This is a genomic window from Acidobacteriota bacterium (assembly GCA_021161905.1).
Taxonomy (GTDB): Bacteria; Acidobacteriota; B3-B38; order Guanabaribacteriales; family JAGGZT01; genus JAGGZT01.
In genome coordinates this window covers 1-9,506 of sequence record JAGGZT010000006.1, presented here as the reverse complement: position 1 = coordinate 9,506, position 9,506 = coordinate 1, and the positions used below count along the sequence as shown (strand labels likewise).

General features: G+C 52.7%; 8 protein-coding genes. 4 read left to right on the top strand and 4 right to left on the bottom strand.

What is annotated here, in order from left to right; translation table 11 throughout:
• The first annotated feature begins 22 nt into the window (after positions 1-22).
• Entirely contained in the window at positions 23-2,098 is a 2,076-nt protein-coding gene (locus J7L64_01290; GenBank protein ID MCD6450986.1) for a DUF4910 domain-containing protein, read from the top strand.
• Between the two features lie 386 nt (positions 2,099-2,484).
• On the opposite strand, the gene J7L64_01285 is transcribed toward J7L64_01290, so the two are convergent.
• A complete protein-coding gene (locus J7L64_01285; GenBank protein MCD6450985.1) occupies positions 2,485-3,522 on the bottom strand; it encodes a sigma-54-dependent Fis family transcriptional regulator in 1,038 nt (345 codons plus the stop codon).
• A 211-nt stretch (positions 3,523-3,733) separates the two neighbouring features.
• Here J7L64_01285 and J7L64_01280 point away from each other — a divergent pair, with 211 nt between their 5' ends.
• The 3 genes from J7L64_01280 to J7L64_01270 are packed head-to-tail and all read left to right on the top strand — an operon-like array spanning position 3,734 to position 7,022.
• Entirely contained in the window at positions 3,734-4,723 is a 990-nt protein-coding gene (locus tag J7L64_01280) for a M23 family metallopeptidase (GenBank protein ID MCD6450984.1), read from the top strand.
• 10 nt (positions 4,724-4,733) lie between these two features.
• Positions 4,734-5,786 carry a hypothetical protein gene (locus J7L64_01275; protein MCD6450983.1) on the top strand — a complete coding sequence of 351 codons (1,053 nt, stop codon included), beginning with the start codon at positions 4,734-4,736 and terminating at the stop codon, positions 5,784-5,786.
• Positions 5,787-5,831: 45 nt separating this feature from the next.
• Positions 5,832-7,022: an aminotransferase class I/II-fold pyridoxal phosphate-dependent enzyme gene (locus J7L64_01270; GenBank protein MCD6450982.1), complete on the top strand. Its 1,191-nt coding sequence runs from the start codon at positions 5,832-5,834 to the stop codon at positions 7,020-7,022.
• Positions 7,023-7,075: 53 nt separating this feature from the next.
• Here the strand turns inward: J7L64_01270 and J7L64_01265 are convergent, their stop codons facing one another.
• The 3 genes from J7L64_01265 to J7L64_01255 all read right to left on the bottom strand — a co-directional run.
• Entirely contained in the window at positions 7,076-7,786 is a 711-nt protein-coding gene (locus J7L64_01265; protein MCD6450981.1) for a hypothetical protein, read from the bottom strand.
• Positions 7,787-7,869: 83 nt separating this feature from the next.
• Positions 7,870-8,574: a hypothetical protein gene (locus tag J7L64_01260; GenBank protein MCD6450980.1), complete on the bottom strand. Its 705-nt coding sequence runs from the start codon at positions 8,572-8,574 to the stop codon at positions 7,870-7,872.
• 1 nt (position 8,575) lies between these two features.
• Positions 8,576-9,506 (bottom strand): alpha/beta hydrolase (locus J7L64_01255; protein MCD6450979.1); only part of this gene is annotated, 931 nt, incomplete at its 5' end.

The window sequence follows — 9,506 nt, the reverse complement described above, 5'->3', positions numbered from 1 at the left end:
ATATGTTTAGGAGGAGTAGATTATGGGTAAGAGATGGGTATCCTACTTCCTGCTTTTTGGTTTCTTTTTCCTTCTTTCCCCCGCCTTAGGAGATGGTTATCAGCCCCCTTCACTTATCTCCAGGGATATTGAAGGAAAGATCCTTTCCCAGGTCTCCGGGGAGATCGCCTGGTGGCATACGGTTATGATCAGCAGGTATGATCGGATTCAGGCATCGGAGGGGTGGCATAAGGCAGCACTCTATGTCAAATCTCAGCTCGCCAGGTACGGCATAAAAAATGCGAAGATAGAGGGTTGGTATTCCGACGGCGATACCTACTACGGGACATTCCGTACCCCGGTCGGCTGGCGGGCAAGCGAAGGGGAACTGTGGATGGTTTCTCCGATCAAGATGAAGCTCGCCTCCTATGAGGAGCTTCCTACCGTGTTGGTGAAGCATAGCGTAAGTGCTGATCTGACCGCCGAGGTGGTCGATGTCGGCTCGGGACTGTCTCCCGCCGATTATCAGGGGAAGGATGTTGCGGGTAAGATCGTCCTTGCCACCGGCTATTCCGGTGATGTTCATCGGGAGGCGGTCATAAAGCGGGGTGCGGTTGGGGTGCTTAATTATCTTCCTCCGGATGCGAGGAGAGATTATCCTAATCTCGTCCAATACACCGCCCTTTGGCCCCGACTGAGCGAAAAGGACAAGGTCGGCTTCGGGTTCAACCTCTCCCGGGAGCAAGCGGATCTGATAAAGCGGTTTCTCAGTCAGGGAAAGAAGGTACTGCTCAAGGTCAAGGTGGTGGGAGAGATATATCCGAGCAAGATAGAGGTGATGAGTGCCACCATCCCCGGAACGAAGTACCCCGATGAGGAGGTCCTTCTTATGGCTCATCTGGACCACTATCAACCGGGGGCGAACGACAACGCCTCGGGAAGCGCTGGTCTTCTTGAGATAGCGAGAACGCTGAAACGGCTGATAGCAAAGGGTGAGATACCTCCACCGGCGAGGACCATCCGCTTCCTCTGGGTCTCCGAGATGTACGGCACCATTGCCTACTTAGTAAACCATCCCGAGGTGGCAAAAAGGACGATAGGCGCCCTCAATCTCGATATGATCGGGGAGGACCTCAAGAAGACGAACTCCTATTTCTATGTGACGAGAACACCTGCTTCCAACCCCTCATTCATCAACGCCCTTATGGAGAACCTCATCGAGGAGGTGGCGCGATGCCGAATAACCACCCCCAGGGGCTCAAAGGCTCCCTGGAATTACCGGGTGGTTCCCTATTCCGGTGGCTCCGATCATTACATCTTCACTGAGGGCTCCTTCCGGGTGCCGGCGGTGATGCTGGGTCATCCCGATCCTTATCATCACACCATCCAGGATGATGTGGATAAGGTGGATCAGACCGAGTTAAAACGGGTCGTATTCCTCTCCACCCTCGCCGTTTACTTTATGGCTCAGGCAGGGTCTTTCGAAGGGATGAAGCTCGCCACCGAGGTTCTCTCCCGGGAAACCTTCCGGGCAAGCGAGGAGGTGAATTTCTGGCTTTCTAAGCTCGATGAGGCGAGGTCGGCTTCCGAGCTTTACAATGTCTATCGCCAGGCGTTGCTTGTCTCTAAATACTCCTTCCACCGGGTAAGGGAAGCGCTCTCCTCGGTTGGGGTGTTCTCCAAGGATGAGGAATTGACAGGACTTATCGAGAGGCTAAAAAGAAGAGCGAATGCTGAGGAGCTCTTTTATCGCCGGCTGATCGAGCAGAGATACTTCTCCCGTTGCTCCCTTTTCGGGGTGGCTCCGCGGAAGATCACGCTTTCCCCGGAGGAGGAGAGGGCGAGAAGGATCGTTCCCCGGAGGAGTTCTGGTTTCATCGGTCCTCTCTATCACGGCTATCTGAGCGATAAGTTGGGGGAGGAGGTCGAGAGGAAGCTACCCCTCCGGGGAAGCCGGGCTTATGAAGCGGTTAATTTCGTTGACGGTAGAAGGAGCCTCCTCGCGATAAGGGATGCACTGAGCGCTGAGTATGGTCCTGTTTCCCTCTCCTCGGTTGAGAGGTTTTTCCGGGTGCTCGAGCGAGCAGGGCTCATAAGGATTGAAGGGAAAGATAAATAAAAAAATTGGAGGCGGTCTCCCGCCTCCCTCCGTCACGCATCTACTTGGGGGGTCGTAGAGGGACTTAACAACTTCATTCATCAACCTTAGCGCCTTGTCCTCGGCCGAGCAAGCAGCGGATGAACAACTCCTACCGTCGCCCTCGTCCTTGCCCAGGTGGCTAGGCGGTAGCTGTTCTCGCTGCACCCAGCTGTGACTGAGCAAGGTTGATGATCTTCTCTTTTCACCTTATTTAAGTAGCAAGAAATGTGCCATAGTTCGTCTATTTTTAACTGTTGATATTTAGCGACTTAGGTTAAAGCCGATAAAATAGTAATAGTGTTCTAATTGAATCATAAAGTAAAAAAAGAGGGATTAAATGAGATAAGGCTATATTTTAGAATGGCTTAATTTACTGGCTCAAATGAGCCATCTGTTTTATTTGGATCAATCGCTCCCCTTATCCGGTACTTCTTCATCCGGTAGCGCAGGGTCTGCCTGCTTATCCCGAGGAGTTTCGCTGCCTTAACCTGATTCCAGCCCGTTTTCTCAAGGGCTTTCAGGATAAAAGCCCGCTCCACCTCTTCCAGGGATATCCCCTGCGGGGGGATATCCACCTCGATGGAGGGACCATTCTCGGGGTAGGAGATGGAGGGCTGTTTGATGATATGGCCCCTTCCTAAGTCGAGATGGCGAGGGAGGATGATCTCCGGTTGTTCCAGCACCACCACCCGCTCGATGGTATTCTTCAGCTCCCGCACATTACCGGGCCAGGGGTATCTGAGCATCGCCTCGATCGCCTCGGAGGAGAAGCCTTCCACATTCCGCTTGTACTCCTCATTAAACATATTGAGGAAGTATTGGGCGAGAAGGATGATATCATCTCCCCTCTCCCTGAGGGGGGGTAGGGTTAAGGAGATGACATTGAGGCGATAGTAGAGATCCTCCCGGAAGAGTCCTGCTGCCACTTCCTCTTCTATGTTTTTGTTGGTCGCCGCTATTATCCTCGTTCGCACCTGGATATCGCTTACCCCTCCCACCCTTTTGAACCTTTTTTGCTCTATCGCGGTGAGGAGCTTTGCTTGAAGGTTCAGGCTCATATTCCCGATTTCATCGAGGAAGAAGGTTCCTCCATCGGCTATTTCAAGAAGGCCCCGTTTGGTCGCTTTGGCGTCGGTGAAGGCTCCCTTTTCATAGCCGAATATCTCCGACTCAAGGAGGCTTTCTGGGAGGGCAGAGCAATTTATCTGGACGAAGGGGTGATGGACTGAGGCGCTTGCACTGTGGATCGCCCGGGCAACGAGCTCCTTTCCGGTACCGCTTTCACCCTTTATTATCACCGGAACCGCGGGAGCAGAGGCGATCTTGATCAGGATTTTGAAGACCTCCCGCATTTTTTCGGAACGACCCACGATATTTCCAAAACCCCACTCATGCTCTTCCATCGGTGCGTCTTCCAATTTAGGCACTAAATATCGTATCTTAAACTGACGACCCCCCATTTTATTGTTCCTCCATCCATTTCCATCTACCTCTCTAATACCACAAATTGAGCCTTATATCAACTTAAAAAATAAGGATTTAGTTTTTGTTTGACAAACTTTGTCACAATAGGGTAAAATTTAACAAAAGATATTGGCTACGGAGGTAAAGGGAGTGGTTTTGAAGGGGGGTGGATTTTTCTCAAAACTCTTTTCCTCCTTCCTCCCATTTAGGGAAGGAAAGCAGGTGATCTATATCAGGGTTCATCCCCCCAGGGTCGAGGAGGGGGTCCGTTCCTTCTCCCTCACCAAGAATCAGCTGTTCCTCCTCGCCATTTCCCTTTTTGTCATCGTCTTTAACGGCATCTTTTATCTGGCCAGCTCTCTTTTTCTCCATTACTACTATGTGCAGAAGGAATACAAGGTTTTCATCAAGATAAAGAGGGAGCGGGAGGAGAACGAGAAAAGGCTCGCCGTACTTAAGGGACGGTTTGAGAAACTCAGGTTGCGGGCAGAGGAGCTTTATCTCTTTTCGGAGCGGGTGGTGCATAATCAGGGGCTTCGCCCTTTGGTTCAGGAGGTGGTGGCGAAAGGGGTGGTGGAGGAGCGGTCTCTTTCTCCCCTGAAGAGCTTTGTCCTCGATCTTGAAAGAAGATACAATCGGCTCCATCTCCTCACGAATAGTGAGGTGGTGAGCTACTTCTACACCCCGCTTGGCTCCCCTATTCTCGGTCCCTATTATATCTCTTCCCGATATGGCTGGCGTCGCTCGCCCTTCACCAAGCTTCCTGAGTTTCATCGGGGTATCGATCTTGCTGCCGAGCGCGGGACGCCGATCAGGGCTACCGCTTACGGGGTGGTTGTCTTCGCCGGCTCTTATCCCAAGGAGGAGGACCCTGCCTGGGCAAGGTTGGGCAGGACGGTGATGATCCGCCATGGCGATAGCGGCATCTATACCCTATATGCCCACTGCCAGCGGGTGTTGGTCAAGGCGGGGGATGTGGTTCGCCGAGGTCAGATCATCGCCGAGGTGGGCTCCACGGGCAGAAGCACCGCTCCCCACCTTCATTATGAGGTCAGGGAGTTGGGAAAACCGATAAATCCCTATCCCTTTCTAAAAGGGAGGGTTGAGATGAGATTGGCTAAGAATCTATCGAAAGAATAAGGGGGTGAGTATGAGAGGAGAAAAGGGAATGCCTTCTTCGCCGGAGGCGATGGTCGTCCCCAAAGGGGCGAAGATCACCGTCCCTCCGGGGGTGGAGATCGGTTTCGATGTTCAGGGTGATCTTATCCTCCAGGAATCTCAGGCGGGTTTCAACCAGATAACCTCGCATTACGGGAGCATCCTTATCGACGAAGGGGTATCGGTGGTATCTCGCAACATCCGCGCCTCGAAGATGGTGCGGGTGAAAGGGGAACTTGAGACGGCGAACATTATGGCAGAGAAGGTGGCAGTGGAGAATGGTGCGGTCAAGACGCGTACTATAAAGGCACGGGAGGTTTCGGTCAAGGGGGGACATATGGAGTCTCGCTCCATCGAGGCAGGAAATGTGGTGATAGATGGGACCACGGTTGAGATAGGCACCATCAATGCAGAGAAGATGGTGCTCAAAAACGGGGTGAAGGGGACGATAATCATCTCTCAGGCTAAGGAGCGCTCGATAGACGAGAGATGCCAGATAAAAGGAGGGTTCGAGAGCGATATCGAGCTCCTTGGTTACCTTGCCAAGTACCGCCGGGAGATCCTCAACGAGCGGGTTCTCTCTCAGCTTTCCGATCTCCTCAAGGAGGAGTCAAAGTTCCTCCTCGAAGAGCCGAAGGAGGAAGCGAAGCCAGCGGAGGAGCCCCGGGAGGTAGTACCCGAGGTGGAGAACGAGTTCGGGATCACGGAGAAGGTACGGAAGGTGGCTCAGGATCAACCTGCTCCTCCCCCTACTGAGGAAGGGGTGGTGGATGAGGCGTTCGATGCCGCTCACCCCGAGTTGAAGCGTGCTCGGATGCTCCTTGAGGCGGAGCACGGCACAGGTGAAGATGCCACTCCCATAATAAAGGTTGTGCTCCAGTATCTCCGGAGGAACGATGTTACCTCGCTTAGGGGGATATTCAGCAAGTGGAAGAAGGTCATCGCCAAGGCGGAAAGGGAGTTTACCCCGGGCACCAAGGAGGCGTTCCAGCTTATACGCTACTCGCTGGGCATTCTTCCCTCGAGAGAGGGAGAAGGTGAGTAGCTTTATTTTTCATCAGTTACCATAAATCATATCAAGGAGGCAGATATGAAGGAGATAATCCCTGCCCGGAGCACGGAGAATGTGCGCTATGCCATCCGGGATGTGGTGGTGCTCGCTGATGAGCTTAAACGCAAGGGGAAGAAGATCATCCATCTAAATATCGGCGATCCCCTGAAGTTCGATTATGAGACACCCCATCATATGATCGAGGCGGTCCATAAGGCGATGCTCGATGGCAATAATGGCTATGGACCGAGTGGCGGGATCCCTGAAGCGATAGAGACGATAAGAGCGAAGGCGGAGGCTAACGGAATAAGGAATATCGAGGAGATATTCATCACCGCTGGCGTCACCGAGGCAATAGAGATGACCCTCTCCGCCTTATTGAATAGCGGGGAGAATGTCCTCATACCTTATCCTGGATATCCCGTTTATTCCGCCATCCTGGGAAAGCTTTCCGCCGAAGTCAATCCCTACTACCTCGATGAGGAGAACGGTTGGCTCCCTGATCCCTCCGACATCGAGAAGCGGATAAACGACAAAACAAGGGCGATAGTGGTGATAAACCCGAACAATCCCACCGGCACCATCTACCCCGAGGATCTCCTTCGAGAGATAATCGAGATAGGAAAGAGGCATAATCTCCTTATCATCTCCGATGAGATATATGATAAGTTCCTCCTCGTTCCCAAGAAGCATATTTCCCTCGCTTCGCTCGATCCCGAGGCTCCGGTGATGACCTTCAATGGCTTGAGCAAGGCGCATCTTGTTCCCGGATGGAGGGTCGGCTGGGGTATCCTGAGTGGAGAGAAAAAGCTCCTCTCCCGCTATAAGGAGGGGTTGAATAGACTACTTCGGGCTCGGCTCTGCCACAACCTTCCCATCCAGTTCGCCATAAAACCCGCGCTCACCGGGGACCAGAGCCATCTTAGCGAGATGTTGGACAAGCTGAGAAGGAGATGCGACCTGACCCACGAGCGGTTGAACGCCATTCCCCATATCTCGCTGGTTAAACCCGAAGCCTCCTTTTACGCCTTCGCCAGGATCGATCTTCCCATCTCCGATGAGAAGTTCGTCCGCGAGCTTTTGATGGAGACCGGGGTGCTCGTTGTTCATGGTGCTGGCTTCGGCGAAAAGCCGGGAACAGCCCACTTCCGGGTGGTTTACCTCGCTCCGGAGGATGTACTCACTGAAGCCTACGATAAGATAGAGGAGTTCGTGAAAAAACACTATTGATAAAGCTATCCCCCTTTTTACTATCAATAGCGGTAGCAAAAAGGGGGATTTTCTTATTTTATCGGTTTTACCCTGGAGGAAAGCTCGGCAGAGAAGTTTTGCTCCGGGATTACCATCTTCAAAAGCTTCATCTCCTTCGGCTCGATGTAGAGGGTAACTTTTACCTTCGAGGCGAGTACCCCCTCCATCACCACTGCCTTATAACTTTTCCCTCCGATCTTTATCTCTTTTTCTTTCTTCTTCTTCAGGACCAAATCGGTGACGGCCGCTGACCGAGGAACAAAGATGTTTATCTTCTGCTCCTTGACGGAGTTTGGGTCAAGCCTCTTTGTGAAATAACACCAATGATCGACCATACTACTGTCCATAATGTAGCAGGGAGGGGTGAGTTTGGTGGTGGTCTTTTTTATCTTTCCCCCCACATTGATGAGCAACTTTGCCTTGTTCTCCTTGATCGTGGTCTCGATAGACTGCTTCTGGCCCGGTAGGGTTGCCTTCAGCTGGTAATGGATGGGGGTTAGCTTCTCGCTCAGCTTGAGGTCGGTGGTTAGCACCACCTTGCCCTGGGGCAGGTTGAGCACCGTCTGGGCACGGCTCTCATAGCCCTTCTCCTTCCCTTTAGTAAGGATATAAGTATTGTAACCCACATCTTTTCCCCCTATGTTGATGATGTAGGTCCCCTTCTCCACCGTCTTTGTCCCTCCTCCCGCAAGGATAAAGCTGACGAGAAGAGCGGTTAAAACTAACATAACCTTTAACTTCATTTTACTCCTCCTATTTTAGGTTTTCCATTTAGCCAAGAAACAATGGTAGCCGTTACCTTTTGAGTTTTGGAGCAAAGGGGGGGTTATTCTATCGGTTTTACCCTGGAGGAAAGCTCAGCAGAGAAGTTTTGCTCCGGGATTACCACCTTCAAAAGCTTCATCTCCTTCGGCTCGATGTAGAGGGTTAGCCCTATCTTAGAGGCAAGAATCCCCTCCATCACCACCGCTTTATAGCTTTTTCCCCCGATCTTTATCTCTTCCTCCTTCTTTTTCTTCAGGGTCAGGTTGGTGGTGAGCGCCGCCTGAGGGACAAAGAGGTTGATAGTCTGTTCCTTGGCGGAGCTTAAATCGAGCTTTTTCACGAGATAGCACCAGTGATCGATCATATTGTTGTCCAGGATGTAGCAGGGTAGGGTGGGCTTGGTGCTGGTCTTCCTTATCGTCCCGCCGACATCGATGACCGACTTTGCCTTGTCCCCCTTGATCGTGGTCTCGATCGACTGCACCTGTCCAGGAAGGGTTGCCTTCAGCTGGTAGTAGATGGGGGTTAGCTCCTCGCTCAGCTCGAGGTCGGTGGTCAGCACCACCCTGCCCTGGGGCAGGTTGAGCACCGTCTGGGCACGGCTCTTATAGCCCTTCTTCCCCTTCTCGAGGGTGTAGGTGTTATGACCCACATCCCTTCCCCCAAGGTTGAGGATGTAGGTTCCCCTCTCCACCGCCTTTGTCCCTCCCGCAAGGGCAAAGCTGGCGAGGAGGATGGTTAGGGCAAACATAACCTTTAACTTCATCTTACTCCTCCTGTTTTAGGTTTTCCTTTAGCCAGGAGACGATGGTAGCTATTACCTCAGGCGATATATTCCGCTCAAGGTCGTTGTAATCACCGAGGTGTCCCCGGTAGCGATTCCGCATAAAGAGGTGGTCCAAACCGTCGAATATCCTCAGGGTGTAGTTTCTTCTCCCCGCCTTCTCCAGGGCGAGGGCTAAGGCAACGGCGTTTGCCGGAAGGACCTGGAGGTCGAGGGCGCCGTTTAGGATCAGGATGGGGCAGTGAACCCGGGTGATGGTGGCGAGTGGATTATGATAGAAGTGGGAGCGGAACCAGCCTAAAAAGATGGGGACGCCGTTTATCTCCCCCCAATCCTTCCCTGTCAGCACCTGTTTCTCGATCGAGATGAGGTCAGGAAGATCAAGCCGGAACTCGAGCTCAGAAAGAGCCATCGCCTGCGATTGCTCGAAGATGATGTAATCGAGCGGTTTTGCCGGAGCGCCCATCAGTACGATCCCCGCTACCTCGGGATCGCGTACCGCCACCTCGGGGGCGATTATCGCTCCCTCTGAATGCCCGATGATGCCGATCCGAAGCTTATCGACGAAATCGAGCCTTTCGAGGTAGAGTACCGCTGCCCGCACCTCGGCGATCCGGTCGTTCAAGGTCACTGTTTGAGCGTTTCCTCCGCTTTCACCAACCCCGATGTCGTCGTAGCGGAGGACGACAAACCCATTATTCCCTAAGCGATGAGCGATGGTTCTGAAGATGCCATACTTCATACCGTATGGACCGGGTATCGGAGTGTCTTCGTCCCTGTTTTGGGGACCAGAACCGGAGACGAGCACCACTGCGGGAAACTTCTTTCTCTCCTTTCTAACTTGCGGTATGGTGAGGGTTCCCGCCAGCTTGAAGTTGCGGAAGGGGAAGCTGACCTCCTTCTCGGTGTAGTTC